Raw genomic sequence first — 25,732 nt, 5'->3', positions numbered from 1 at the left:
TTCCGGTGATTCGGAAGGGCTTATTGCTTGATTAAGCGGATTTTCGTAATGAATCCGTCCGTTTTGGTTTTGTTTCTGGTAAGAAGAACGTGAAGAACAGATACACGGAACAGCACAGGAAGAAGACGATCATCGAGACCGTATATCCCGCATGTCCGAGTGCGTAACTCCAAATGATCGTAAAGATCGTCTGCGTCGCATAAGCGATCGCCCAGAAGAGACCGAATAAGACGGTGATCTTTTGCGGTGTCATCCCTTTTCGTTCGTGTGCCAAGTTCATGAAGATCGGATACTGGATGTACATCGCAAATCCAGAAATGAACGCAAAGACATATGAAACGAGCGGCGAGATGTTTCCGAACAAGACCGTGACGAGGAAACTCGCGATCATGACCGTCCCGCTAATCAACAGAATCGGTTTACGAGGTGTTCCTTTGTTACCGATCCGTAGACCGACGAACGTTCCGACGATTCCGGCACCTGAGACCAACAGGTTGACGAGCGAACCGTTCAACTGCGTATACGTATCGAATACAGGTTTCAAGCCGACGAGCGATAAGATATAGAGCGTCAAGAAACCGCCGAAGGCAACCGCATATTTCCAGAGGAATGGATCGCGAACAGCGTCTCCGTAACCGTAAGGCGTTTCGTCCGCGTCCGCAGCATCATTCAACTCGAACGACTCACTACCGATCCACCATGCGAAGAAGAGAATCGCTGTCAGACTCGCGAAAATCGTCAACGTCAGTTTCCAGTCACTGACGAATTGATCAGCGAACAAGGTGAACAAGAGTGACACGACAAATGCACCGACGTTATAGGAGACAGTGTTGAAGGCGTTGATCCGTAATTTTTCAGCCGGGTCTTGAACGTAACGTGTCACGACCGGGTTCATGTAGACGATGACCATTGAACCACCGAGTCCCATGATCATGCGAGCGACCGTATACGCCCAGTAGTTCGGTAGGTAGATGGCGACGATCGACATCATCAGGAACAACAATGCGAGCAACGGTGCTTTTTTCGGACCGAGCTTCATCAAGATGAGCGCGGCAAGAATGTTCGCGAAGACACGCGCCGTCGTAATCGAATAGTTGACGAGTTGTGAGATGAGGGGGTCAACGGTCTGATTACCGAAGAAATGCGCCGTGATTTGTGGCGTCAACGATGAACCCGCGACCCAGTTCATGGCGAAGGTCGCATAGGCGAACCAGAGGACGATCATCATGAAATAGCCTTTTTTTGTGGTAGACATAAAAATCCCTTCTTTTCTGAAGTTCCGCTTCATACCTGAATCGAAAACTACTTAACTTTATTATCAATTCATTCAATATAAAGCCGTTCCGAAGGGAAGTAAAATAGATAGTTCTTATGCTTTTCATAAGTAAAAAGAATAGATTATATCAAGTCGTATGCCTAAAATGAATAGATTTTCAAAAAGCTTCCAAGTGTTCGACGATTGTTTGTTGCTGAATACGTGTCACCTTAAAAATATCCGGATTCTTCAGCTGTAAACTTTCTTCGAATCCAAACGTAGGGTCAATCGAATGCAGATATAAAGATAACAAATTCCCATGTGTCACGAGAATGGAACCATCATGCTGTTGCAACGCTTCTTCAACGACACGCGTGATGCGCTTAGTTGCTATCCGGCTAGATTCACCACCAGGACACGTATAGTCTGGATCGATGAACGTTCGAAGAAGATGGTCCTGCCAATCGTCAAGTGGAATAGCACTTAACCGTCGTTCTTTTAAGTCCTCTTCTTGTGCAACGGGTAGTTTCAGAGCAGTCGCAAGTGGTTGAATCGAGTCGAGCGCTCGGCGATACGGACTCGAAATAAGATGTGTGATTGGAAGCTCAAATAACTGCGTACACAGTCGTTGCGCCTGTTCTTCTCCACGAGGTGTTAACGGGGCTTCCGGTGCTTGACCAGTCGTTTCACAGTGGCGAATCAAGTAAATCGTCGACATGAATGTTTCATCCTTTCGTGATCAAGTCGTGCTGTATGATTTCTGGAAAAGATGGTAAAGTCCTTTTCATAGATTGAAAAATCATTTTGAAAAAGGCGTTGACAAACGCTGTCGAGATTACTAGAATTAGAAACAATTCATCGATGCAGCGACGCATCGGATAATCAAATAAAGAGAAAGCTATGATTGTCATGGGTCACACTATGGCAGGAGCAGCTTCTGGAGAGACCGTGTCGACACGGCGCCGAAGGGTTCACAATCTCAGGCAAACGGACAGAAGAGTAATCACATGCAGCGACGGGCATTCATGGAATGTCGTAGTGGCGTGTATGGGTTATTCCTTTGATTTTGTTGAGATTGGACATTCGTCCAGTCTCTTTTTTTCTTTTTCAGGACCGACAGAACGGTCTGAAGCGTAGAGAAACCATCACAAGGAGGAGTTCAGGTTTGGAACAGCAAGGATTAAAGCGGGATTTATCGAATCGTCATGTACAGTTGATTGCCATTGGTGGAACGATCGGAACAGGGTTGTTTTTAGGATCAGGAAAAGCGATCCAACTCGCCGGACCATCGATCATTTTTGCCTACTTACTCGTCGGGATCGCGATCTTCTTCGTCATGCGCGCACTTGGGGAATTGTTATTGTCAAAAGCAGGTTATCAGTCACTCACGGATATCGCAGAAGATTATCTCGGACCACGTGCCGCATTCGTGACCGGTTGGACGTATTGGTTCTGCTGGATCATGACAGCGATGGCGGACATTATCGCTGTCGGTCTGTACGTCAAGTATTGGTTTGATATCCCGCAATGGATTCCAGCCGTTCTTGCACTCTTGATTTTACTTGGTTTTAACTTATTAACCGTTAAATTGTTCGGTGAACTCGAGTTTTGGTTCGCCTTGATCAAGGTCGTGACGATCCTTGCCTTGATCGGTGTCGGAATCGTCTTACTCGCCATTGGTTTTAAAACAGACGCTGGTCCCGTGACGGTATCGAATCTCTGGTCACATGGTGGATGGATGCCAAACGGAATTACTGGATTCCTGCTATCGTTCCAAATGGTCGTCTTTGCCTATGTCGGTGTTGAGCTCGTTGGGGTATCCGCAGCGGAGACAGCGGATCCGAAGAAGAACATCCCATCCGCGATCAATAAGATTCCGCTTCGGATCTTATTCTTCTATGTCGGTGCCTTACTCGTCCTCTTGATGATCAACCCATGGACAGGATTAAGTGCGACAGAAAGTCCGTTCGTCAAGACATTCAGTCTGATCGGGATTCCACTCGCAGCAGGAATCATCAACTTCGTCGTACTGACATCTGCTGCTTCTGCATGTAACAGCGGAATGTTCTCGACGAGCCGGATTCTGTATAACCTGGGAAATCAACAGCAAGCATCGAAAAAGTTCTCGAAGTTGAACAAAAACCATGTCCCGGCAAACGCCTTGTTCGTCTCGACGATCGTCGTCTCAGTCGGTGCCTTGCTCAGTAAACTGTTACCAGGACAAGCGTTCAGTATCGTCACGACGATCAGTGCGATCTGTTTCATCTGGGTTTGGGGTGTCATCCTCGTCTGTCATCTCCGGTACAAGAAACAAAATCCGGAATTGCATGCGGCGTCGACATTCAAAGCACCATTGACACCACTCGTCAATTACCTCGTACTCGGATTGTTTGCGGTCATTCTCGTCGTCATGCTGTTTGCTGACGATACACGCCCAGCCTTGTTGCTGACACCGGTTTGGTTCCTCGGACTATTCGGACTGTATCACCTCCGGAAAAAGAAACAACAAGCAGCTAATCAAAAAAGTGCGTAAGCCAAAACAAGCCGGTCGGATCTAATCCGACCGGCTTGTTTTATGGTGTATCAAAAGCACCGTCCTGTAACTGTTTCCGGAGTGCTTTCGCTTTCTTTCGAATATCGCGTTTGCTGTCCGCATCGCGCTTTCCCCATTGCCGATACATCATCGACATCCGCTGATTATCAGCGAACCGTTTTTCATGCCGGTCGATGAAGTCCCAGTACAAGGCGTTAAACGGACAGGCATCCTCTCCGAGCATGTCCTTTTGATGGAACGGGCATCCCTTGCAATAATCACTCATCTTATGGATGTAATTTGCCGAAGCGATGTACGGTTTAGTCGATAACGTTCCCCCATCGGCATGAAGCGCCATTCCGAGGACGTTCGGTAAGACGACCCAGTCGTAGGCATCGATGTACATCTCGTTGAACCAATCTGCCGTCTGTTGCGGCGAGATCGCAAACAGATTAGCGAAGTTCCCGAGCACCATCAAGCGTTGGATATGGTGATTGTGGGCATGCTCGACGACGGGACGTAACGATTCTGCGACACAGTTCATGTTCGTCTTCCCGGTCCAGAAAAAGTCCGGTAGATCCGCTTCGTGACGCAGTGCATTGACGGACGCATAGTCCGGCATCTCGGCTAAGTAAACAGCGCGCATGTATTCACGCCAGCCGAGGATTTGCCGGATGAAACCTTCGACCGCATTGAGCGGAGCATCTTGATCTTCGAGGGCGGCTTCGACTTGACGAATGACTTCTTCCGGTGTCAACAAGCCGAGATTGATTGCTGCTGACAAGAGTGAGTGCGATAACGTATCTTCACCGGTCAGCATGGCGTCTTGATATGTCCCGAACGTCTCGAGTCGTTCTTCGATGAAACGATGGAGAGCCCGCGTCGCTTCCTTTCGCGTAACCGGCCAATGGAAGGAATCAAGTGCTCCCGGATGATCGGAAAAATCACGCTCGACCTTGTCGATGACGTCCTTTGTGATACGATCGGGACGAAACTGAACGGGATCCGGAAACGTCGTTCCGGACTTCGCTGGTTTTCGGTTCTCGGCGTCAAACGACCACTTTCCACCAATCGGTTTAGAGCCGTTCATGAGAACGTTTCGTTCCTTACGCAGTTTGCGATAAAACCGATCCATCTTGTATGGTTTGTCGCCGATTGCTTCAATCGCTTCTTCCTGTGTCAGTAAAAACAACGGAACGTCAGAACAGACCTCGACCGTGATCTTCTTCGGTAAGGCGTCTTGCCACTTGTGCATTGCCTTGCGCATCGGTTCGTCCGTAATCGCCGTATAGAATACATGATCCGGATCATGATCTTTCCGGTGCGCCTTGAATGCCTGATCGAACGAGTCGGCTTCCCGGTAATCAACGGTGAAGCCTTTCTCGCGTAGTTCTTCCGCGAAATGCCGCATCGCCGAGAAGACGAGGACAAGTTTTTGTTTATGGTACGTCTTCCACTTGGAGCGTGAGGACGCTTCGACCATTAGGATGACGTCATCTTGTTTGTTTGCTTCCTGCAATAAGGGGAGATCGTGATTCAATTGATTACCGAATATCCAGCGTGTCGCCATGAGAGTCCCTCCTTTATCTTTGTTATATGATTACCGTTTTTGAATAAATTCATACGTTCGTGTGTGTTCCAAACGATACTTGCAGGACAATTGAATTTTGTTTATACTATAAGTATTTTACATTAAAAACCAATATAGTTGATAAATTGAATCACCTTTGAGGATGAGGAGTGAATCAAGTGAGGTCAAAGATTTCATCAGTACCAAAAGACTATGAGGTTTTAAATGCAAAACGTCTAAGACGTCATGTTGCTGTTACAGTCGTTATTCCAGTGTACAACGCGATTATCTATCTTGAACGAACGATTAACTCCGTTTTAGTACAGACGATCGGTATTCGAAACGTGACGATCATTGCGGTAGATGATAAATCCACAGATGGCTCACGCCGTCTGTTAAGACGCTTATCTTCCTTATATCCTCAACTTGTCAGCATACTGCTGAAAAACAATACGGGCACGCCTGCGATGCCACGTAATCTAGGTTTGGCTCTTGCACGATCGAAATATGTTACGTTTTTGGATGCGGACGATTGGTTAGCGCATGATGGATTACGAATTTTGAATGAGACGATGGATCGAACCGGAGTGGACTACGCCGTCGGACGTACGATTCAAGTGTCTACGAATCAACCGAACCGAATCATCGGTGTTCACGAATCAAATCGTAATCGTGATCACGTTTCTCCTTATACGTTAAAGCATGCGTTTTATCATCTCGGTCCACGTGCCCGTATGATGCGTCGAGACTTTCTGCTACGTCATGCGATTCAATTTCCTTCGATGAAATTCGCCGAAGATAAACAATTTTTTATCGATGTCTTAATACGAACGGATGCGATATCAACGGTCACTGCTCCCATCTATTATTTGAACCGTCTCGAGGAAAATGACTCATTAACGAAGCAGACTGATATCATGGAAAAGATGGAAACGAATCTTATCGTCTTACGACGTGTGTTGGAATATAAATTACCTGTTGAAAAGGAACGTCTCATCCTCAATCGACTGATTGAGTTTGACTGCATCACACGTTTGTATGATCGTAAGCACTTTCTCAAGAGTCATGATCCGTCAGCCTATCATCAAATGTTTGCGCGCGTCGTTGCCTTATTTACGCAACACCGTTCCTATCCCATCGATTCATTGATTGAAAAGCCGTTCAATCGTCTGTTGTATCATTACTGGAACACCGGACGTTTTGATGATTTCATGGATGCTGTCAAGTGGTCGAAATCGAGAGAAACAAAGGAAATCGAATGGGTGGATGATCAACCTTACTGGAGTATTCCATTAGGCAGTGGTCAGAAACAAATGCTAGCTCTTTCTCTATATGTGAAGGTGCACGAATTAGAACTGACAGAAAAGGGACTCGAGCTAACGGTTCAAACACTTGGAGATCGTCGAATTCGTGTAGAAGGGATTTCGTTACAACATCGTAATTGGATGGAAGAAACGCATCTTTTAAAGACAGATGTCACAGATCTTGAAAATCATTATTATCGCTTGCGGGTAGAGCTACCCAAACAAATGGAGCGGGGGAGTTATCTTGTTTATCTACGCTTTGATGACTATGGGCAGCAGGTCATGGCTATTTCGATGGAGGAGCCAGTGATTCAAAAAAGCTATCACACCTATCGTTGGTATGAAACCATTAAAGGAAACTTAGGATTACGCATCAAATGAGCGGAATCGTCTGCTTCGAAAAGAGGCAGACGATTTTGTAAAATCAGCTGCCTCGGCACATTTCTGAATGTAAAAGAAGTTCCTTTCTGCGCAAGCTATGATAGGGTTATAATGGAAAGGTAAGTTGTCGTCATGAGGGGGAAGTTTTTCATGACAGGTAGTCCATAATATCAACGGGGATAGGAAGGATATCATGAGCAGTATGCCTAAAAAAACAGACGTTATTTTAATTGGTGCCGGAGTCATGAGCGCGACGTTAGGGGTCTTATTAAAAGAACTCGCGCCTGAGATCAACATCAAGGTATTCGAGAAACTCGCGAGTGCCGGGGAAGAGAGCTCGAACGAGTGGAACAATGCAGGAACAGGTCACGCCGCATTATGCGAACTGAACTATACGACGGAAAATGCTGATGGTTCGATCGATATCAGTAAAGCGGTCAAAGTAAACGAACAGTTCCAACTATCACGTCAATTCTGGTCGCATCTCGTCAAGGAAGGTGTCTTGCCGAATCCGAAAGAATTCATCATGCCGATTCCACATATGAGTATGGTTGAAGGAACAGAAAACGTCGAATTTCTGAAAAAACGATTGGAAGCGCTATCAGCAAATCCGTTGTTTGCGGGAATGGAATATTCAGAGGATCCAGCGAAATTAGCCGAGTGGATTCCACTCATCATGAACGGTCGGACGTCACCCGAGCCGATTGCTGCGACAAAAATCGATTCAGGAACGGACGTCAACTTTGGTGCGTTGACACGAATCCTGTTTGAATATCTCGAACAGCACGATGTAGAGATCAACTATCAGCACGGTGTCGAGGATTTGAAACGTGTTGACGGAGGTTGGGAAGTCAAAGTGAAGAATGAGCGCGATCACCGGATCGAGCATCATACGGCTCAGTTTGTCTTCATCGGGGGTGGCGGCGGTAGTTTACCATTGCTCCAAAAAACAGGCATCGAGGAATCGAAGCAGATCGGTGGTTTCCCAGTCAGTGGCTTGTTCCTCGTCTGTAAAAATCCTGAAATCATTGAACAGCATCATGCGAAAGTCTACGGAAAAGCGAAAGTCGGAGCACCGCCGATGTCAGTACCGCACTTGGATACACGATACATCGATGGGAAGAAATCACTCCTCTTCGGACCGTTCGCTGGCTTTTCACCGAAGTTCCTTAAGACAGGATCGAATCTTGATTTGATTGCGTCCGTCAAACCGAATAACGTCTTGACGATGCTTGCTGCGGGAGCTAAAGAGATGGGATTGACGAAGTATCTGATCGAACAAGTCCTCTTGTCGACGGAACAACGGATGAACGAGTTACGAGAGTTCATTCCGAATGCGAAGACAGAAGACTGGGATGTCGTCGTCGCTGGTCAACGTGTCCAAGTCATCAAGGATACACCACAAGGAAAAGGGACACTCCAGTTCGGAACAGAAGTCGTCAGTGCGGCCGACGGATCTGTCGCTGCCTTACTCGGGGCGTCACCAGGTGCCTCAACAGCGGTTCCAGTCATGCTCGAAGTACTCGGAAAATGTTTCCCGTCCGAATTACCGGCGTGGGAAGCAAAAATCAAGGAGATGATTCCGTCTTACGGGATCTCACTCGTTGAACATCCGGAGCTGTTCGAACAGATCCATGCCGAAACAGCAAAAACGCTCGAACTCGAACAAGGTCAACCGATTCGCTAAACGAAAACCGTCCGACTCTACGAGGAGCCGGACGGTTTTTTTGATTTAGCGGAAGTTACGGAAGAAGCGTGTTTTCTTCAGTGCAATCCCGACTGGAATCGCGACAAGGATTCCGAGGACGTTTTGAATAATGTTTCCTGTAATGGAACCGAATGGTGCGACCCAGTTGCTGAACATAATCCCTTCATGTACGAAGTAGACGAGCAGCATGACAGGAGCGGAAGCGATCATCCCGATCAAGTTGAATGTGACATTCGTTCCGTTGCGACCACCTGACCACGCGATGTAACCAACAATCAGCCCTTGAAGTCCACGTGCGATGATCGTACCAGGGGCCCAAATCGTATAGCCCAATAGAAGATCAAATAAGCCCATTCCAACAGCACCGGCAATCAATGCTGTCCGTGGACCGAATAAAATGGCAACAAGAAAGAGCATCGCTGTTCCCATATGAATGAGACCACCGTTTGGAGCGATGGGTAATTTAATATTGATGAACATCGTTGCAACAAGAACAAGTGCGATTGACATCGCAGTGATGACGAGCTGGCGGGTACGAGTGCTAGAATACGGTGCTGCTTTTTGCATGTGGCTAACCTTCTTTATGATAGATTTTAAGATAGCTTTAATCTATCAGATGCCTGGACTAGTCAAAAGTGTCAACTTTGAATTATTTATAGGGGTCAGTTTTGAATACAAATCTTGATCTGTTCTTAATTCCATAAGAGTACGATCTATTGATACACTCTTGAATGAAAAAATCCATAAAACGGTTGTCGTTTTCGAATCTATTCCTCGTTTTTTTCGTACAATGAAAAGCGAAAGGGAGGGGAAGTCAGTGAAATATCAGATTGCGACAGCTGTTTTTTTATTCGCTTCATTGTCATCAGTCACATCGGAGGCAAAGGACCAGACGACACAACACCAACGTTATTACGCAGCATATGAAAAAATCGTGGAAAACATAAATCGGACACATGAAAATGCGGACGTCACGTTGCTTGCAGCAAATCAATTCGCAGACGAGGACTGGGTTTCGCCGGAACGTTTTCAAGAACGGGCACTCGAACGGTTGAAGCCGCTACGTGTCCAAACGAGCTTAGAGTGGGATAGTGAACGAACGCTTGAACGTACGGAACGTGGAAACGATGTCCGGATCATCGGAAATTTCGAGACGGAACTTTTGGAACAGAGTAAACGCCAACGATTATCCGATGTCTTTTCGATGACGTCTCTTGCGATCGATGGTGGAAAGTGGACGCAAACCGGATTCTCCGGTACTCCAATCGATGCTTTGCAAACGATGGTCGTAACTGTCAGTGGTACATACGCGAAGCAAGGCATCTTAACAAGACATCACATCACGAAAGAATATCATTGTTCATGGTACGGTGAAATCTACTATTGAGGCAGAAAAAGAGCGAAACTCGTTTGAGTTCCGCTCTTTTTCATTAATTCCGGATCAAGTGATCGAAAGCACCGAGTGCAGCTGTTGCACCAGATCCCATCGAGATGATGATCTGTTTATACGCGCTATCTGTGCAGTCTCCTGCAGCAAAAACGCCTGGTACGTTCGTTGCGCCGTGGCGATCGACTTGGACTTCACCGAACTTGTTACGGTTCACCGTTTCACCGAGCCAGTCTGTGTTCGGTACGAGACCGATCTGGACGAAGACACCCTCGAGCTCAACGTGACGTTCGACGTTCGTTTCGCGCTCGATGTACGTGATACCGTTCACTTTGTCCGTTCCTGTGATTTCCTTCGTCTGTGCGTTGACGACGACCGTGACGTTCGGAAGTGAAGCGAGGCGTTCTTGAAGAACAGCGTCTGCTTTTAATTCCGGTGCGAACTCAAGGACTGTGACATGCTTGACGATTCCTGCGAGATCGATGGCTGCTTCGATTCCTGAGTTTCCGCCACCGATGACTGCGACACGTTTTCCTTCGAACAACGGACCATCACAGTGTGGGCAGTAGGCGACGCCTTTGTTCTTGAATTCGAGTTCGCCTGGGACACCAACGTTACGCCAGCGTGCACCTGTTGAAAGGATCAAACTCTTCGTTTTCAAGACAGCACCATTCTCAAGCTCGAGCTCAAGGAGGTCCTTCTTCTCAAGGCGAGTTGCCCGTTGTAGGTTCATGACGTCGATGCCATATTCCTTGACGTGCTCCTCAAGACTTGCGACGAGTTTTGGTCCTTCCGTGTACTTCATGCTGATGAAGTTCTCGATGCTCATCGTATCCATGACTTGTCCACCGAAGCGTTCTGCGACGATTCCTGTCCGGATGCCTTTACGGGCTGCATAGATGGCAGCACTCGATCCAGCTGGACCACCACCGACGACGAGGACATCGTATGGATCTTTATCAGCGAAATCAGAAGCATCGGCACCTGTACCAAGCTTCGCCAAGATTTCTTCAAGCGACATCCGTCCGTTACCGAACGCTTCGCCGTTGACGAAGACCGTCGGAACAGCCATGATCTCTTTTTGTTCGACTTCTGCTTTAAATGCCGCGCCATCAATCATCGTGTGACTGATGTTCGGGTTGAGGACGCTCATGACGTTCAATGCTTGTACGACATCCGGGCAGTTGTGGCAGCTCAAGCTGATGTACGACTCGAAGTGGTACGTTTCTTGAATGCCTTGAATCTGCTTGATGACGTCCGCATCGACCTTCGGTGCTCGACCGCTGACTTGGAGCAGAGCGAGAACGAGGGACGTGAACTCATGACCGAGTGGGATTCCCGCGAACGTAATGCCGCTTGTTTCACCGACACGGTTGACTGTGAAACTTGGTGTCCGGGGAAGACTTGCCTGCTCGACGGAGATGCGTGGTGTCATGCTTGCGATCTCTTCGACGAGTGCGCTCATCTCAAGCGAGACGGCGTCTGTCCCAGCACTAACGGCTAGGACGAGATCGCCTTCGAGAAGCTCGAGGTATTGCGCGAGTTGTGCTTTAATGTCTGGTGCTAAAGCCATCGCGAATCCGCTCCTTAAATTTTTCCGACGAGGTCAAGGCTTGGTGTGAGTGTTGCAGAGCCTTCTTCCCATTTCGCTGGGCAAACTTCGCCTGGATTGTTACGTACATATTGTGCTGCTTTGATTTTGTTGACGAGCGTGCTCGCATCACGACCGATACCGCCTGCGTTGATCTCAACTGTTTGGATGACGCCGTCTGGGTCGATGATGAACGTACCGCGGTCAGCAAGACCATCTTGTTCGTTCAAGACTTCGAAGTTACGTGAGATGACGTGTGATGGGTCGCCGATCATGACGTACTCGATTTTACCGATTGTTTCTGACGTTTCGTGCCATGCTTTATGTGTGAAATGCGTATCTGTTGAGACAGAGTAAACTTCAACGTCAAGCGCTTTGAGTGTTTCGTATTGGTTTTGGAGATCTTCGAGTTCTGTCGGGCAAACGAATGTAAAGTCTGCAGGGTAGAAACATACGACACTCCATTTACCGCGAAGGTTGGCATCCGTTAGGTCAACGAATTCTCCGTTGTGGAATGCTGATGCGCTGAATGGTTTTACTTCACTTCCGATTAAAGACATGATAAAAATCCTCCTCAAGGGTTCTATATTTAGAATCTGTTCTAGTGCACACAAGGAATCTGTATTTATCACACTAGAATAATTCTAATCTAATACTAATTTCATATAGACCAACACTTTTGTCAAGGTATAATCGGCAATTTCTTATTTCAGGAAAGATTGTGTGAACAAAAAAAGAAATCCCGACTCCTAAATGAAACAGGAGTCGGGAGCTGTATTCTTTATTGCCAGTCCGTGTGGAAGATCCCTTCGCGGTCTGTCCGTGCATACGTGTGAGCTCCGAAATAATCGCGTTGTGCTTGCAACATGTTGGCATTCGAATTCGCTGTCCGGTAACTATCGTAATACGTCAGTGACGTCGATAGAGATGGGAGTGCAAAACCAGATAACGCACCCTCGGCAACAACATGGCGTAACGATTCTTGATACGCCTGTACTTTCTCAGCGAAGAACGGGGCGAGCATCAAGTTCGAGAGGTTCGCATCATTTTTGAACGCTTCACTGATGACATTCAAGAAGTCGGCCCGGATGATGCATCCACCACGGAAGATCAAGGCGATCTCCTCGAGGCGTAAGTTCCAGTCATACAACTCAGACGACGTCCGGTACTGGGTGAAGCCTTGCGCGTATGCGGCGACTTTCCCCATATAAAGCGCTTGACGAATCCGTTCGATCCACGCGTCTCGCTCAAGCGTTGACAAGTCTTCTGGTCCCTTCAGGACAGAAGACGCTGCGACGCGTTCTTCTTTAATAGCTGAAAGGTAACGCGCGAACAAGGCTTCCGTAATGATCGAAGAGGCGATTCCATTATCAATGGCTTGCAGGCTCGTCCATTTTCCGGTTCCTTTTTGACCGGCTTGATCGAGAATGACATCAATCAATGGTTGTCCTGTCTCGTCATCCGTTTTCCGGAGAATGTCCGCTGTGATCTCAATCAGATAACTCTTCAGTTCACCTGCGTTCCACTCAGCGAAGATGTCCGCGACTTCCGTGACGTCGAGTCCGAGACGGAAACGGAGGAAGCTATACGCTTCAGCGATCAGTTGCATGTCCGCATACTCGATGCCGTTATGGACCATCTTAACGAAATGACCAGCGCCTTTCGGACCAATATAGACGCAACATGGATCTCCTTCGACGTGAGCAGCGATCTTCGTCAAGATCGGTGCGACATGGTCGTAAGCTTCTTTCGATCCACCCGGCATGATCGCAGGACCGGTCCGCGCACCAACTTCACCACCCGATACACCAACGCCGATGTATTCGATCCCGTGGCGTTGTAACTCGTCGAAACGACGCTCTGTATCGAGGAAGTGAGAGTTCCCACCATCCATGATGATATCGCCTGTTTCGAGATGCGGAAGCAACGATTCGATGACTGAATCAATCGCGCTACCAGCCGTGACCATCATGAAGATTTTACGTGGGCGAGCGAGTGATTGAACGAATGCTTCAATGTCGTAGTACGGATGAAGGGGTAGTCCTTCATCATGTGCGACGAGATCGTCCGTTAAATCACGTGTGTAGTTATAGATGGCGACTTCTTCTTGATGACTCGCCATATTCAGTGCCAGGTTGCGTCCCATGACGCCAAGCCCGATGACTCCGATAGAATGTTGCATAAGTAGAACGACTCCTTTTCTTAGACGACGAGGCTGAGGAGAAGAACGAACCCAAGTCCACAAACGGAAATGATCGTCTCAAGCACAGTCCATGTCGCAAACGTTTCTTTTAATGATAACCCGAAATACTCTTTAAACATCCAGAAGCCTGCATCATTGACGTGTGAAGCGATCAGACTACCTGCACCAGTCGCGAGAACGACGAGCGCTAGGTTGACGTCGGATTGCTCCAGTAACGGAATGACGAGACCTGCTGTCGAAAGGGCAGCGACTGTTGCGGAACCAAGTGAGATCCGCAGAATCGCAGCAATCAACCAAGCGAGTAGGATTGGGGATAACGCTGATCCATCAAATAAGTGCGCAACGTATTTCCCAACACCACCGTCAATCAAGACTTGTTTGAAGGCACCGCCACCACCGATGATCAATAGCATCATCCCGATTTGGGCGATCGCCGTCGTACACGATTCCATGACCGTTTGCATCGGAATCTGACGCGCGATCCCCATCGTGTAGACCGCGACGAGTAGTGAAATCAACATCGCCGTTGAAGCGTTCCCGATGAACTCGATTGCCGAGATGACGCTATTTTCACCCCAACCGAGTGTTTCTTGTAAGAGCGTGAAGATCGTTGCGACCGACATCAAGAGGACCGGTAGCATCGCCGTGAAGACACTGATACCGAAGCCTGGTGTCTCTTCTAAATCAAATTCTTTTTGTTCCCCGAGTGACGCGATGTTTCCTGTCCGTGTAAACGATTCAGGTACGAGTCGTTTTGCGATTTTCGTAAAGACAGGACCGGCGATGATGACGGTCGGAACAGCAACGATGAAACCATACAATAAGACTTCCCCGATATTGGCTTTATACTCACCAGCGATGACGGTCGGACCTGGGTGAGGTGGTAAGAATCCGTGCGTGACGGATAGGGCAGCGACCATCGGGATCCCGAGATATAGAATCGAGACACGAAGCTGACGTGAAATCGCAAAAACGATTGGAATCAACAAAACGAGTCCGACTTCGAAGAAGAGGGCGATCCCGATGATGAACGAAGCGACGACGACTGCCCATTGGATGTTCTTTTCCCCGAATCGGGCGACAAGCGTCATGGCGATTCGCTGCGCTCCCCCGGCGTCAGCAATCAGCTTTCCAAGCATGGCACCAAGACCAAAGATCAGTGCCAAGTGACCAAGCGTTCCTCCGATACCGGCTTCGATCGTCTTGACGATTTGATCGAGCGGCATGCCAAGCAAGAGTGCAACGCCAAAGGAAACGATGATGAGTGAGACGAATGTATTTAATTTCAACCCCATGATGAGAACGAGCAACGCGACAATCCCAATTCCTACGATGACTAAAGGCATGATGACTTCCCCCAAAAGATTAAGTTAGTTTTCTTCTTGAATCAAGCTCCGTTGATACGTAGCGATTCGTTTATGATCCTCAGACAATGTCCGCGCTAGACTAATGAAAATTGGTAAGAGCTGACGATATTCATGCATCGCTTCTTCATTTGGTATATGGCGATGCGTTTCCCCGATCATCTCAGAGACGACTTCGAACGAATCGACTTCCCCTGTCGCATACAGTCCGAGAATACAAGCACCAAGACATGAACTTTCAAAGCTTTCCGGAATGACGACTTCTGATTCAAAGATGTCCGCCATCATTTGGCGCCAGACTTCGGACCGGGCAAACCCACCTGTTGCCTGAATCCGTGTCACGGGACCGTCCATGCACTCGATTAGGGCGAGGAAGACGGTATAGAGATTGTAGATGACGCCTTCTAGTGCCGCCCGGATCATATGCTCTTTTTTGTGCGAAAGTGTCAAACCGAAGAACGAACCGCTGACATCCGGATTCCAGAGCGGCGCTCGTTCACCGGACAAGTAAGGATGGAACAATAGCCCGTCGGATCCAGGACGGACGCGTTCGGCAATCTTCGTCAAAACAGCGTACGGATCGATGCCAAGGCGTTTTGCTGTCTCGACTTCGGCTGAAGCGAGTTCGTCTCGGATCCACCGTAAGACCATTCCACCATTATTGACGGGTCCGCCGATGACCCAGTGGTCCTCGGTCAGCGCGTAACAGAACGTCCGTCCCTTTTCATCGGTCTGAGGACGATCAATGATTGTTCGGATGGCACCGCTCGTTCCGATCGTGATCGCAATTTCCCCTTTGCGAATCGCGTTGACACCTAAGTTAGAAAGGACACCGTCACTGGCACCGACTAGGAACGGCGTATCGGCGGAGAGTCCCATTTGTCGTGCGTAATCAGCGTTCAGTCCGGTACATGTCGTCGTCGTCGGTACGGGTTCCGATAAGTAGCTTGCATCGATCCCTGCGACGTGTAACGCGCCCGTATCCCAGCCTAATTCATGAATGTTGAAGAGACCGGTCGCTGAAGCGAGAGAGTGGTCGATGACATATCTGCCGAACAGTCTTTGGAACACGAATTCCTTGATCCCAACATATTTTTTCGTTTGAGCGTGGAGCTCCGGACGATCTTCGACGAGCCAACTGATTTTGCTGAGCGGTGACATCGGATGAATCGGTGTTCCGGTCCGGTGATAGATCGATAGACCATATTGTTCCTTGATCTTGTTCGACCATGCTTCACTCCGACTGTCTGCCCACGTGATGCAGGCAGTCAATGGTTGATGCTGTGCATCCATCGCGATCAAGCTGTGCATAGCACTACTGAACGCGACGAACTTCGGTGGCATGCTCGGATGACGTTTCGTGATCAAACGGATCGATTCGAGTACAGCATCAAAAATTTCTTCCGGATTCTGCTCTGCCGTCGAGCGGTTCGGTGTATGGAGCGGGTAACCGACGTTCGTTTGTCCGATGACCTCTCCTTTTGTCGTAAATAAGACCGCTTTCGTACTCGTCGTTCCGATATCGACGCCTAACATGTATTCAGTCATGTGAATCGACTCCTTTCGACATCATTTGTTGCGTTTTCCAGAGATCTTCGACTTCCTGGACGTCATCAAAGTTCTGATGTAAGGAAGCAACCATCCGTTCACGGTCCCCTGTCTCGATCGCTTCGATGTACAAGGCGTGGTTCGCGAGGATGCGTTCGAAGTCTTCGATGTCTTCCTCGAATCGTACCCGCATCGATAGGAGGATGAAACTTTCCATGACCGGTTTGAGATTTTGCCAAATCATGCTGACATATCCATGATCAATCGAGCGGATGATTGTTTCGTGAAACAGAACGTCCTGGAAGGAGAATTCATCGGCATCCTTGTATTTGATGGCAACTTTCATCATTTCGAGAATTTTACTGAGTTCACGGACGAGTTCTGCCCGTTCGATTTTGACGAGTCGTTCGAAGACGAATGTTTCGATGAGCAACCGGACATCATAGATTTCCTGAATGTCGCGCTCAGACAAACCGACGACGACCGCTCCCATTCGTTCGAGACGAATCAATTGTTCGGATGCAAGGACCTTTAACGCATCACGGACGGGCGAGCGACTGACTGAAAAATCAGAGGCTAATTTGTTTTCGGATAAAATGGTACCGCTTTCAATCTTTCCTGAAATGATGCGCATCCGTAGCTCGTGTGCGACACGATCTCCAGCGGAAGCTTTTGCTAACCACTTCAAGGGGTATAACAGTTCTGACATGGAATCACCTGATTTCTAAAGTGAGTATACTTGTATACAAGTTAGTATAAACGTTTTTTTCTAAAATGCAAACGCTTAACTTACATTTTAGTGATTCAAGCAGGAATCAGGAAAATGGTTTCCGATATGTTAGGGTGAAGGAGTAAGTAACGAATCGATTAGTTAAAAAGGAGGTAATGCATATGCATGTTTTAGTCGTAGGTGCCGGAGCAGTTGGAGGTTATTTCGGGGGACGTCTTGCTGAGCAAGGGGAACAGGTGACATTCCTTGTTCGTCCGAAGCGCTATGAACAATTACAAAAGACAGGGTTACAGATCACTAGTCCTCATGGTGATGTTATGATCACGCCTCAGTTAGTGACACGAGACATGCGACTGAATCACACATTTGATGTCGTCTTACTTTCGACGAAAGCCTATCACTTGGATGATGTCCTACAGGATCTTGCGCCATTTGTTTCGAGCGAGACGTACATCATTCCTTTGTTGAACGGCATGCAGCATATACGACGGTTAACAGAAGTCTTCGGAGAAGATCGAGTACTGGGCGGACTTTGCTTCATTGAATCGACGCTTGATGCAGAAGGGCGTATTATACAGACAAGCCCGTCGCATCGGCTATTGTTTGGTTCACGAACCGGTAAACCAACAGCGCGTTTAGAGGAGATTGCAACACGTTTTGCGAAAGCGAAGGCACCGATGGCGTACTCGATGCATATCATGGATGACATGTGGCAAAAGTACCTCTTCATTTCGACATTTGCGGGCGTGACGACACTATTTCGCTCTGCCATCGGTCCAATTCGCAAGGACCCAATTGGTCATCAAATGATTCAAGACGTCATGAAGGAAGCGAAGCAAGCGATGGAAGAACAAGGCGCAGTCTTTAATGACGATGTAGAAGCGGTCTTGCTGAAGCAGATGCATGCAATGGAAGACACGATGAAATCGTCAATGTTACGGGACATGGAAAAGGGTCAGCCCGTCGAAGTGAAACATTTCTTTAGTACGTTGCTCGAAACACGCTCTTCACGTCATCTTCAACTGATTGAATCTAATTTATGGATCTATCAAAAAAATCGGGAAATGCCTGTTGACTGAATTATCTGCATTCTGATATGGTTAGGAACAATTACATACTTATCCAGAGAGGTGGAGGGACTGGCCCTATGAAACCTCAGCAACAGGTCGAAAGATACTGTGCTAATTCCTGCGGGTGCTGCACCCGATCGATAAGATTTCCGAATTGTCGACCGACGCATCCGTGAGGATGCGTTTTTTGTTTGAAATAGGTGGAACGAGGAGGAAATGGATTCATGAAAACGAGCGGAGCATTTCGACGCAAGATGGAATCACGTCATCTGATCATGCTGTCGTTAGGTGGTGTCATTGGAACAGGATTATTTTTAAGTACAGGTTATACGTTGGAACAAGCAGGACGTGTCGGAACGATTTTATCGTATTTGATCGGAGCCGTCGTCGTTTACTTAGTCATGTTAAGTCTCGGTGAACTCGCCGTGCACATGCCGGAAACCGGATCATTCCATAAGTACGCAACGAAGTACATTGGACCTGGCACCGGTTATACAGTAGCCTGGCTCTACTGGCTGACGTGGACGGTCGCCCTTGGTTCAGAATTCACGGCAGCAGGCATTTTGATGCAACGTTGGTTTCCATCGATTCCGGTTTGGGTGTTCAGTGCCTTATTCGCTGCGATGATCCTTGGTATCAACGTCTTGAAGGTTCGCGTGTTCGCTGAAGTCGAGTTTTGGTTCTCCGCCATTAAGGTCGTGACGATCATTGCGTTCATTTTACTTGGTGCGGGAGCGATCGTCGGCTTCATTCCACTGCAAGATGGTAGCCCAGCCCCATTCTTTTCTTCCTTAACGGAAGGTGGATTATTCCCAAATGGTGCTTTCGTCATCTTCATGACGATGCTTGCCGTGAATTTTGCTTACTCGGGAACGGAACTGATCGGTGTCGCAGCGGGTGAAGCAGTCGATCCGAAACGGACGATTCCGCTTGCGATCCGGACGACGATCTTGCGACTCGTCCTCTTCTTCGTCGGTACGATCATCGTGTTAGCCGTCTTATTGCCAACGGATGGGAAAGGTGTACTCGAAAGTCCGTTCGTCGCCGTGTTCGAACGGATCGGAATTCCCTACGCAGCAGACGTGATGAACTTCGTCATTTTGACAGCGATTTTGTCGGCAGCGAACTCTGGACTTTACGCCGCCTCTCGGATGCTCTGGTCGCTTGCGAACGAACGTATGATTCCACGCTTCTTCGCCCAAGTGACACCAAGTGGGGTTCCACTTCGAGCTGTATTGTTCAGCATGCTTGGCGGAGGACTTGCCTTGCTGTCTAGCATCTATGCAGCAGGGAGTGTCTATATCGCGCTCGTCTCGATTTCCGGTCTCGCTGTCGTCGTCGTTTGGATGAGTATCAGCATTGCTCAGTATCGCTTCCGGAAACAATTTCTCCGCGAAGGGCATACGGTCGACGAATTGGTCTATCGCACACCACTCTTTCCATTCGTGCCAATCGCCGCTTTCGTCGTCTGTTTGATTTCCCTGATTGGTATCGGATTTGATCCGACACAACGAATCGCCTTGTACTGTGGTATTCCATTCATCGTGATCTGTTATGTCGTACATGCGTTCACGAATTCTTCTCAGAAACGGAGTGTTGAAGATGTCCCGAATCAAAAATCCAGTTGATCAACGATTACAGGAAGTTCCCTTTCTCATTTTAGATGGTGCCCTTGCAACCGAACTTGAACAGAAGGGATTCGACCTGAACGATCCGCTTTGGTCAGCACGTCTCTTAATCGAAGCACCGGAACAAATCGAACACGTCCATCGTGACTACTTTGAAGTAGGTGCTGATGTTGCCATCACTTCAAGCTATCAAGCAAGTATCGAAGGGTTCAAGCAACGTCATATCACGACAGAGGAAGCACAGGCGCTGATTCGACAAACGGTCACCTTGGCGCAAAACGCACGCACGCGTAGCGGAAAGCGTGACGCATTAATCGCAGGATCAGTGGGTCCTTATGGTGCCTACTTAGCAGATGGTTCTGAGTATCGCGGTCATTATGGGGTGTCAGCAGATGTGCTAGAAGCCTTCCACAGACCACGGATCGAAGCATTGATTGAAGCGGGGGCTGATCTGCTGGCATTTGAGACGATTCCGTCGCTCGAGGAAGCTGTCGTGTTGTTCCGGATTCTCGAAGCGTATCCGGAAGTGTCTGCTTGGCTGACGTTCTCGCTTCAAGATGCGACACACATTAGTGAAGGAACGGCACTTGCGACGTGTATTGAAACGGTCGGACAACATCCACAGCTCGCAGCAATCGGTGCAAATTGTTTTCCGGCATCTTACGCGACCGACTTTATCCGTCACGTCAAGGCGTTGACGGATGTGCCAATCATCGTCTATCCGAACTCTGGTGAGGTCTATGATCCGGTCGCAAAAACGTGGTCAGGTACGAATCAGTGTACATCGTTCCAAACCGTCGCGAAGACATGGTATGAGGCAGGGGCACGATTGATCGGTGGTTGTTGCCGAACGTCACCTGAACATATCGCACAAATTCGTTCGGTTTGTCAGGTTTCTCATACATCATGAATAATGATGAAAAAACGGACGCGAAATCGATTGATTTCGCGTCCGTTCCTTTAAATGGTGTGATTTCGTTACCGCTCGCGCAAGGCACGGTTGAATTGTTGCAATAGACGTCCAAAATCTTCGGCATCATCCGATGGCCAGTCCGTCAGTAGACGTTCGATGCTCGCGAGGCGCGCTGTCCGGTAAATCGTGAGCTCTTCTTGTCCTTTATCCGTAATATGATAGAAGAAGGCACGACCATCTGTCGGATCTTTTACTTTTTCAACGAGTTGCTTCTGATCGAGTGCCGCTGCTTGGCGACTGACGGTTGAGACATCCAACTGAAGTTCGCGGGCAAGTGTTTTGACACCGACGTTGCCGGAATCTGCTAATTGTCGCAGTAAGAGATAAGAAGCACGATCCAAATTACGATTGTCTGCCGTCGCTGTCGTTAAGCGCCGGATCAGAATCGCTAACTCCAATTCAATGGTTTCAAGTGATTGTTGAGACATCGGGTATCTCCCCTTTCGAAAAAGTCTCTCTGTCCCTCATGATTACCCAATGTGGATAAGCTGTCAATGCGAAAAGCAGGAGGCTTGACAGAGTTGTAGTTGTATTATACAATCATTTTTGTTCTTTTAATTGTATCATACAACTTTCGTAGATGAGAAACGAACGACAAAGGAGAATTCAGATGAAAGCTTATGAGTCGATGAAACAAGAGGTCATCACGGTAAACGATACAGATCTGATTCGTACGGTCATCGAACGATTCATTCAATCTGGTATTAGCGGCGTACCTGTCATCAACGCCGAGCAGGAGGTCGTCGGGTATATCAGTGATGGAGATATCATGCGCGCAATTGGAAAACACAAGGACATCATCGTCGATACATTCTTATACGTAGATGTCATCAAAGGAGACGAAGAAGGTTATGAAGATCGGATTCGTCACATCTTGAATCGACGTGTCATGGAACTGGCACGTCGAAAAGTCGTAACAGCGGACGCTGATACAGAAATGGAAGAGATTGCAGCAACGCTCGGCGCAAAACGGATTAAAAAGCTTCCGATTCTGAAAGCAGGACGTCTTGTTGGGATCATTAGTCGAGGTGACGTCATCCGCCATTCGTTTAAACAGTTCATGTAACACATTCAATAGAAAGAAGGGACACTATGGCACTTGCTGAAAAAACAACGACGCTTGAGCCGGAAACGGTATTAGCAGAAAGCAAACATGGATTATTCCATCAACCGGTTGCTGTCTGGGCGGTCTTTTTCGCCAGTATCACAGCATTCATGGGAATGGGGCTCGTCAATCCCGTCTTACCGACGATTGCCGAGAATTTAGAAGCATCAAAAAGTGAAGTAACGCTCTTATTTACAAGTTATAACGCCGTCATGGCATTCGCGATGTTAATTACAGGCGCGATCTCATCACGGATTGGTCAAAAAGGAACATTGATGCTCGGGATTGCCGTCATCGCAACCGTTGCTGGTTTTGCTTCACAAGCAGACAGCATTTGGACGCTCGTCGCGTTACGCGGTGGATGGGGACTTGGGAACGCTTTGTTCGTCGCAACCGCACTTGCTGCGATTGTTTCGCTGTCGTCAGGCGGAACAGCAAAAGCCATCATTTTGTATGAAGCAGCCGTTGGTCTTGGGATTTCGATTGGACCACTGTTAGGCGGAACGCTCGGTTCAATCACATGGCGCGCGCCATTCATGGGTGTTGCAACAATCATGGTCATCGCGTTCCTCGTCTTGCTCTTCTTGATGCCAAAACCAGCAGCATCTGCTGCACCGAAACAGAAGTTATCATTAAAAGCACCGTTTCAAGCGATGAAGCATCGTTCACTCTTGACGCTCGGGATCGTAGCGGCACTTTATAACGTGGGGTTCTTTACGATCATGGCCTATGCACCATTCGTCATGAAACTACCAGCGCAAGGACTCGGATTCGTTTTCCTCGGCTGGGGAATGTTGCTTGCGATCACATCGGTCTTAACGGCTCCGAAACTGAAACAATGGTTCGGAACAATCAAAGCGATGGTCATGATGTTGATCACATTCGCAATCTTGCTTCTATTAATGGGGATCTTCACGGAAACACCAGCCGTCGTCATCGTCTGTGTCATCTTGGCGGGAGCCGTGCTTGGGAATAACAACACGCTCATCACGACCGCTGTCATGGACGCAGCACCTGTCGAACGTTCGACAGCATCTGCGGCATACAGTTTCCTACGTTTTCTCGGGGCAGCCATCGCGCCATTCATGGCCGGTAAATTGGCTGAAATCTTCAACGCAAACTTACCGTTTTATGTCGGAAGTGGCTTTGTCCTCTTATCCGTCATCATCATCGGGGTCAATCTCAAACACATTCGCCATATCGATCGGACAGAAGGCGGACATTAATTTCAAAAAACAGCCGAAGCGAATCCGCTTCGGCTGTTTTTGATTGAAATCAAGACGGGTACATGTCTTTTAACGTGCGGATTGAGTGCTCAATCATTTCCCGAAGGACGTTTAAATCGATGTCAGTCAGTCGTTTTACGTAGAGGCAGGACTTGCCGCGTCGATACGTACCGAGAGTGGCAAGCAGTCGTTCCGATACATCGTCTTCACCAAGCGCGAGGTAAAGGACGAGGTTCGTCTTGCGCGGAGAAAAGCCGACATAAAAGCTGTCGCCCTCGTGACCAGAGGCATAGCGATAATGATAGGCACCAAAACCAATCAAGGAAGACCCCCAAATGACGGCTTCGTATCCCGTGACATCTTCGAAGAACTGACGTAACGTGATACCATCTGCTTGACGTAATGGCGGTTCGACTTGTGCCAGAAAAGCATCAACGGACTGTTCGGTAGGACCTGTTTTTGGCGTATCAGACATAAGCAGACTCCTTTCGGATGAAGAAGATATCGGTTACTTTCGAGAAAGACTAGTAAATATCCTGTAACTCAGAGGTGGAAATCGAATGAAGCATCGCATCGTGTTTCGAGGAGAAGAAAGCAGTCTATCGTGGGACATCTTACACGTATATCCAAAGCAAGAGGAACTAATGATTCAGATGACGGAACAAGATAGTGCACACGAGTTTTCAGTTACATTTAATCAATATGACGCGTTCATCCGTAACTTTGCTCGCGTCCATGAGTCGTTACACGGTGAAGTCGTATTCGAACAGGGCGTGATACGTCTCCGTTTACGATATGACCGGCTTGGTCGTGTCTTCATCAGTTGGTCTGATGGGCAAACAAGTCAAGAATTTCGTAGTGATCAAAGTTATTTAAGTGAGGCGTTGGCACAGCTTGGTGTGTACTAAACTAAACACAGTAAAAGTAGAAGGGACGACTTTGGGTATTGCACCCGAAAGTCGTCCCTTCTTTTATTTAGTGTGATGGAAGAGGTTGATGTAATGGTGTGTTGATCAAGTTGAAGCAAAACGCAATCGTTTGTTCATATTCGGATAACGGAATCGACTCATCGACCTGATGCGCAAGACGGAAATCATGGAAAGAAGCAATCGCAATCGGGAATGCTTTTTTTGCTTGGCTGAACATCGCACCATCCGTTCCGCCTGGGATGGCGATTTTTCGCGGTGTCACGCCGCTGACCTGCTCCATCGTATCCGCGACCTGTTGCAAGAAAGGCGCTTGTTCATCGGTTTCACAGGAAGGAATATCCTTGATGACGGTTACGCTCATGTCAAAGTCAGGATCTTCGGCAACAAGTCGACGCTCCATATCCGTAAAGGCAGCAAGAACATCCGCTCGACCGAATCCAGGAATCGTCCGAATATCCATATAGAACGAGGCTTGACTCGGAACGACGTTCGGTCCTTCGCCTCCTTTTATGGATGTGATTGACGCGACGACCGGACCGAGTGCTGGGTGATGATTCGTCGTGATCGAGAAGCGTTCCGACTTCACTTCCTGGATGACACGATATACGTCATCAATCGCATTACGTCCGAGTTGTGGAGCAGAACTGTGCGCACTTTTTCCGCGGCACGTCACTTCAATCCCAACGACCCCTTTTTGTGCATACCCAATCATCCCACTCGTCGGTTCTGTGATCAGTAGAGCATCTAAATCATCCGCATGCCCTTGTTCGGTCAAATGACGAGCTCCTGTCATGCCATTCTCTTCATCGGATGTAATCAGAAGTTTGACGGTATTCGGACGGTCTTGACGTTCCTTGTATTGAATGAGCGCTTGCACCATCGCCATGACACCTGATTTCATATCTGAAGCCCCACGACCATAAATGCGTCCGTCTTCGATTTCACCACCGTATGGATCTTTCGTCCAGCCGTCTCCTTGGACCGGAACCGTATCGAGATGACCAGATAATCCGAGTACAGCAGGACGTGAAACCTCTTCACTCGCAGGAACGGTCGCGACGAGACAAATCCGTTTCGGTGAGACTTCGATCCATTCTGTCGAGATGTGATGATCAATCAGTACATCGTACACATAACGTGCGACGGCTTCCTCTCCGTCCGTCGGATTAACGCTTGGAATTTGAAGACATCGTTGTAAGTAAGTAATTGCTGTTTGCATAAGTATTT

23 protein-coding genes and 2 riboswitches are annotated in these 25,732 nt (G+C 48.1%); of the genes, 10 read left to right on the top strand and 13 right to left on the bottom strand.

The features are described 5' to 3' along the window. Positions 1–31 precede the first annotated feature (31 nt). Complete coding sequence (locus U719_RS15995) at positions 32–1,255, bottom strand: sugar MFS transporter (RefSeq protein WP_023469824.1); 1,224 nt, start codon at positions 1,253–1,255, stop codon at positions 32–34. Between the two features lie 178 nt (positions 1,256–1,433). Beyond that, on the bottom strand, positions 1,434–1,973 hold the full coding sequence (locus U719_RS15990; protein WP_023469823.1) for a histidine phosphatase family protein: 540 nt from the start codon (positions 1,971–1,973) through the stop codon (positions 1,434–1,436). Between the two features lie 209 nt (positions 1,974–2,182). Then, positions 2,183–2,260, top strand: a riboswitch (glycine riboswitch). Between the two features lie 160 nt (positions 2,261–2,420). On the opposite strand from U719_RS15990, the gene U719_RS15985 reads away from it, so the two are divergent. Then, positions 2,421–3,788 (top strand): amino acid permease, encoded by a 1,368-nt coding sequence (locus U719_RS15985; protein WP_023469822.1) that lies wholly within the window; start codon positions 2,421–2,423, stop codon positions 3,786–3,788. A gap of 40 nt (positions 3,789–3,828) precedes the next feature. Here the strand turns inward: U719_RS15985 and U719_RS15980 are convergent, their stop codons facing one another. Beyond that, positions 3,829–5,358, bottom strand: coding sequence for a cryptochrome/photolyase family protein (locus tag U719_RS15980; RefSeq protein ID WP_023469821.1), 1,530 nt, complete (start codon positions 5,356–5,358; stop codon positions 3,829–3,831). A 179-nt stretch (positions 5,359–5,537) separates the two neighbouring features. Between U719_RS15980 and U719_RS15975 the strand changes: the two genes are divergently transcribed. Together U719_RS15975 and U719_RS15970 are read left to right on the top strand one after the other, a co-directional pair. Then, positions 5,538–7,043, top strand: a complete 1,506-nt coding sequence (locus tag U719_RS15975; protein WP_023469820.1) for a glycosyltransferase family 2 protein — start codon at positions 5,538–5,540, stop codon at positions 7,041–7,043. Between the two features lie 193 nt (positions 7,044–7,236). Further along, on the top strand, positions 7,237–8,730 hold the full coding sequence (locus U719_RS15970) for a malate:quinone oxidoreductase (RefSeq protein WP_023469819.1): 1,494 nt from the start codon (positions 7,237–7,239) through the stop codon (positions 8,728–8,730). A 45-nt stretch (positions 8,731–8,775) separates the two neighbouring features. On the opposite strand, the gene U719_RS15965 is transcribed toward U719_RS15970, so the two are convergent. Beyond that, a complete protein-coding gene (locus tag U719_RS15965; protein WP_023469818.1) occupies positions 8,776–9,318 on the bottom strand; it encodes an ECF transporter S component in 543 nt (180 codons plus the stop codon). A 250-nt stretch (positions 9,319–9,568) separates the two neighbouring features. Here U719_RS15965 and U719_RS15960 point away from each other — a divergent pair, with 250 nt between their 5' ends. Next, positions 9,569–10,138, top strand: a complete 570-nt coding sequence (locus U719_RS15960; RefSeq protein WP_023469817.1) for a hypothetical protein — start codon at positions 9,569–9,571, stop codon at positions 10,136–10,138. 43 nt (positions 10,139–10,181) lie between these two features. On the opposite strand, the gene ahpF is transcribed toward U719_RS15960, so the two are convergent. The 6 genes from ahpF to U719_RS15930 all read right to left on the bottom strand — a co-directional run bounded on the left by ahpF (position 10,182) and on the right by U719_RS15930 (position 17,553). Beyond that, positions 10,182–11,711 (bottom strand): alkyl hydroperoxide reductase subunit F, encoded by a 1,530-nt coding sequence (gene ahpF, locus U719_RS15955; protein WP_023469816.1) that lies wholly within the window; start codon positions 11,709–11,711, stop codon positions 10,182–10,184. 14 nt (positions 11,712–11,725) lie between these two features. Next, complete coding sequence (ahpC, locus tag U719_RS15950; RefSeq protein WP_023469815.1) at positions 11,726–12,289, bottom strand: alkyl hydroperoxide reductase subunit C; 564 nt, start codon at positions 12,287–12,289, stop codon at positions 11,726–11,728. A gap of 221 nt (positions 12,290–12,510) precedes the next feature. Further along, positions 12,511–13,911, bottom strand: a complete 1,401-nt coding sequence (gene gnd, locus U719_RS15945) for a decarboxylating NADP(+)-dependent phosphogluconate dehydrogenase (RefSeq protein WP_023469814.1) — start codon at positions 13,909–13,911, stop codon at positions 12,511–12,513. A 20-nt stretch (positions 13,912–13,931) separates the two neighbouring features. After that, positions 13,932–15,278, bottom strand: a complete 1,347-nt coding sequence (locus tag U719_RS15940; protein ID WP_023469813.1) for a GntP family permease — start codon at positions 15,276–15,278, stop codon at positions 13,932–13,934. A gap of 24 nt (positions 15,279–15,302) precedes the next feature. After that, positions 15,303–16,844 (bottom strand): gluconokinase, encoded by a 1,542-nt coding sequence (gene gntK / locus U719_RS15935; protein WP_023469812.1) that lies wholly within the window; start codon positions 16,842–16,844, stop codon positions 15,303–15,305. Continuing rightward, entirely contained in the window at positions 16,837–17,553 is a 717-nt protein-coding gene (locus U719_RS15930; protein WP_023469811.1) for a GntR family transcriptional regulator, read from the bottom strand. The genes gntK and U719_RS15930 overlap by 8 nt, the downstream gene beginning before the upstream one ends. Before the next feature lie 182 nt (positions 17,554–17,735). On the opposite strand from U719_RS15930, the gene U719_RS15925 reads away from it, so the two are divergent. The 3 genes from U719_RS15925 to mmuM all read left to right on the top strand — a co-directional run bounded on the left by U719_RS15925 (position 17,736) and on the right by mmuM (position 21,182). Then, entirely contained in the window at positions 17,736–18,653 is a 918-nt protein-coding gene (locus tag U719_RS15925; protein ID WP_023469810.1) for a ketopantoate reductase family protein, read from the top strand. 36 nt (positions 18,654–18,689) lie between these two features. Next, positions 18,690–18,791, top strand: a riboswitch (SAM riboswitch). A 77-nt stretch (positions 18,792–18,868) separates the two neighbouring features. Next, entirely contained in the window at positions 18,869–20,272 is a 1,404-nt protein-coding gene (locus U719_RS15920) for an amino acid permease (protein WP_023469809.1), read from the top strand. Next, a complete protein-coding gene (mmuM, locus tag U719_RS15915) occupies positions 20,247–21,182 on the top strand; it encodes a homocysteine S-methyltransferase (RefSeq protein ID WP_023469808.1) in 936 nt (311 codons plus the stop codon). The genes U719_RS15920 and mmuM overlap by 26 nt, the downstream gene beginning before the upstream one ends. Before the next feature lie 68 nt (positions 21,183–21,250). On the opposite strand, the gene U719_RS15910 is transcribed toward mmuM, so the two are convergent. Beyond that, positions 21,251–21,673, bottom strand: a complete 423-nt coding sequence (locus tag U719_RS15910; protein WP_023469807.1) for a MarR family winged helix-turn-helix transcriptional regulator — start codon at positions 21,671–21,673, stop codon at positions 21,251–21,253. Positions 21,674–21,855: 182 nt separating this feature from the next. Between U719_RS15910 and U719_RS15905 the strand changes: the two genes are divergently transcribed. Beyond that, on the top strand, positions 21,856–22,311 hold the full coding sequence (locus U719_RS15905) for a CBS domain-containing protein (RefSeq protein ID WP_023469806.1): 456 nt from the start codon (positions 21,856–21,858) through the stop codon (positions 22,309–22,311). 26 nt (positions 22,312–22,337) lie between these two features. Then, positions 22,338–23,576: an MFS transporter gene (locus tag U719_RS15900; protein WP_023469805.1), complete on the top strand. Its 1,239-nt coding sequence runs from the start codon at positions 22,338–22,340 to the stop codon at positions 23,574–23,576. A gap of 49 nt (positions 23,577–23,625) precedes the next feature. Here U719_RS15900 and U719_RS15895 read toward each other — a convergent pair whose 3' ends face one another. Further along, positions 23,626–24,051 (bottom strand): DUF1801 domain-containing protein, encoded by a 426-nt coding sequence (locus U719_RS15895; protein ID WP_023469804.1) that lies wholly within the window; start codon positions 24,049–24,051, stop codon positions 23,626–23,628. A gap of 85 nt (positions 24,052–24,136) precedes the next feature. Between U719_RS15895 and U719_RS15890 the strand changes: the two genes are divergently transcribed. Beyond that, on the top strand, positions 24,137–24,484 hold the full coding sequence (locus U719_RS15890; protein ID WP_023469803.1) for a hypothetical protein: 348 nt from the start codon (positions 24,137–24,139) through the stop codon (positions 24,482–24,484). A gap of 67 nt (positions 24,485–24,551) precedes the next feature. On the opposite strand, the gene U719_RS15885 is transcribed toward U719_RS15890, so the two are convergent. Continuing rightward, a complete protein-coding gene (locus tag U719_RS15885) occupies positions 24,552–25,724 on the bottom strand; it encodes a M20 family metallopeptidase (protein ID WP_023469802.1) in 1,173 nt (390 codons plus the stop codon). Positions 25,725–25,732 lie beyond the last annotated feature (8 nt).

Source organism: Exiguobacterium sp. MH3, assembly GCF_000496635.1.
Classification (GTDB): domain Bacteria; phylum Bacillota; class Bacilli; order Exiguobacteriales; family Exiguobacteriaceae; genus Exiguobacterium_A; species Exiguobacterium_A indicum.
This window is presented reverse-complemented; position numbering and strand designations above follow the sequence as displayed.

Excerpts from the sequence above, each read along its gene's own strand:
- mmuM (WP_023469808.1), top strand. The coding sequence starts at position 20,247 with ATGTCCCGAATCAAAAATCCAGTTGATCAACGATTACAGGAAGTTCCC.
- U719_RS15925 (WP_023469810.1), top strand. The coding sequence starts at position 17,736 with ATGCATGTTTTAGTCGTAGGTGCCGGAGCAGTTGGAGGTTATTTCGGG.
- gnd (WP_023469814.1), bottom strand. The coding sequence starts at position 13,911 with ATGCAACATTCTATCGGAGTCATCGGGCTTGGCGTCATGGGACGCAAC.
- U719_RS15900 (WP_023469805.1), top strand. The coding sequence starts at position 22,338 with ATGGCACTTGCTGAAAAAACAACGACGCTTGAGCCGGAAACGGTATTA.
- ahpC (WP_023469815.1), bottom strand. The coding sequence starts at position 12,289 with ATGTCTTTAATCGGAAGTGAAGTAAAACCATTCAGCGCATCAGCATTC.
- U719_RS15905 (WP_023469806.1), top strand. The coding sequence starts at position 21,856 with ATGAAAGCTTATGAGTCGATGAAACAAGAGGTCATCACGGTAAACGAT.
- U719_RS15920 (WP_023469809.1), top strand. The coding sequence starts at position 18,869 with ATGAAAACGAGCGGAGCATTTCGACGCAAGATGGAATCACGTCATCTG.
- ahpF (WP_023469816.1), bottom strand. The coding sequence starts at position 11,711 with ATGGCTTTAGCACCAGACATTAAAGCACAACTCGCGCAATACCTCGAG.
- U719_RS15990 (WP_023469823.1), bottom strand. The coding sequence starts at position 1,973 with ATGTCGACGATTTACTTGATTCGCCACTGTGAAACGACTGGTCAAGCA.
- U719_RS15890 (WP_023469803.1), top strand. The coding sequence starts at position 24,137 with ATGAAGCATCGCATCGTGTTTCGAGGAGAAGAAAGCAGTCTATCGTGG.
- U719_RS15930 (WP_023469811.1), bottom strand. The coding sequence starts at position 17,553 with ATGTCAGAACTGTTATACCCCTTGAAGTGGTTAGCAAAAGCTTCCGCT.
- U719_RS15980 (WP_023469821.1), bottom strand. The coding sequence starts at position 5,358 with ATGGCGACACGCTGGATATTCGGTAATCAATTGAATCACGATCTCCCC.
- U719_RS15885 (WP_023469802.1), bottom strand. The coding sequence starts at position 25,724 with ATGCAAACAGCAATTACTTACTTACAACGATGTCTTCAAATTCCAAGC.
- U719_RS15940 (WP_023469813.1), bottom strand. The coding sequence starts at position 15,278 with ATGCCTTTAGTCATCGTAGGAATTGGGATTGTCGCGTTGCTCGTTCTC.
- U719_RS15970 (WP_023469819.1), top strand. The coding sequence starts at position 7,237 with ATGAGCAGTATGCCTAAAAAAACAGACGTTATTTTAATTGGTGCCGGA.
- U719_RS15965 (WP_023469818.1), bottom strand. The coding sequence starts at position 9,318 with ATGCAAAAAGCAGCACCGTATTCTAGCACTCGTACCCGCCAGCTCGTC.
- U719_RS15910 (WP_023469807.1), bottom strand. The coding sequence starts at position 21,673 with ATGTCTCAACAATCACTTGAAACCATTGAATTGGAGTTAGCGATTCTG.
- U719_RS15895 (WP_023469804.1), bottom strand. The coding sequence starts at position 24,051 with ATGTCTGATACGCCAAAAACAGGTCCTACCGAACAGTCCGTTGATGCT.
- gntK (WP_023469812.1), bottom strand. The coding sequence starts at position 16,844 with ATGACTGAATACATGTTAGGCGTCGATATCGGAACGACGAGTACGAAA.
- U719_RS15995 (WP_023469824.1), bottom strand. The coding sequence starts at position 1,255 with ATGTCTACCACAAAAAAAGGCTATTTCATGATGATCGTCCTCTGGTTC.